This is a genomic window from Mesorhizobium sp. M8A.F.Ca.ET.181.01.1.1 (assembly GCF_004792025.1).
GTDB lineage: Bacteria > Pseudomonadota > Alphaproteobacteria > Rhizobiales > Rhizobiaceae > Mesorhizobium.
This window is the reverse complement of sequence record NZ_SRTV01000204.1, coordinates 1-312: the sequence shown is the minus strand read 5'-3', so window position 1 is coordinate 312 and position 312 is coordinate 1. Positions and strand designations below refer to the sequence as shown.

The 312-nt window shown below is 67.3% G+C and carries 1 protein-coding gene; it reads right to left on the bottom strand.

What is annotated here, in order from left to right; all coding sequences use genetic code 11:
* Positions 1-265: glycosyltransferase (locus tag EN824_RS34255; protein WP_245521087.1), on the bottom strand; the 265-nt coding region annotated here is incomplete at its 3' end.
* Positions 266-312 lie beyond the last annotated feature (47 nt).

Below are 312 nucleotides of genomic sequence, written 5' to 3'. Positions count from 1 at the left end.
CGAACACGTCGGCCGCGCTGTAGTAGTAGCGCAGTTGCGCGCGCCCGCGCCGGCCGACAAAGTGCGTCTGCTCCGCCACGCCACATTCGCGTGCGATGCCGCGCAAACGCGCGATTTCCGGCGTGGCCTTTTCATTGGGCGCGTCCGAGTTGCCGCCCACCACATACAGTCGCGCCGACGCCCTGAAAGCCTTCTTCAGCACGCCCACACCGCGCACCACGTTGTCGATGCCCTTGCGCTCGACGAGGCGGCCGAGTTGCAGCACGGGAAGCGCTCGGCTGGGAGCAGGACCAGTTCACCGTGCTGCAACTC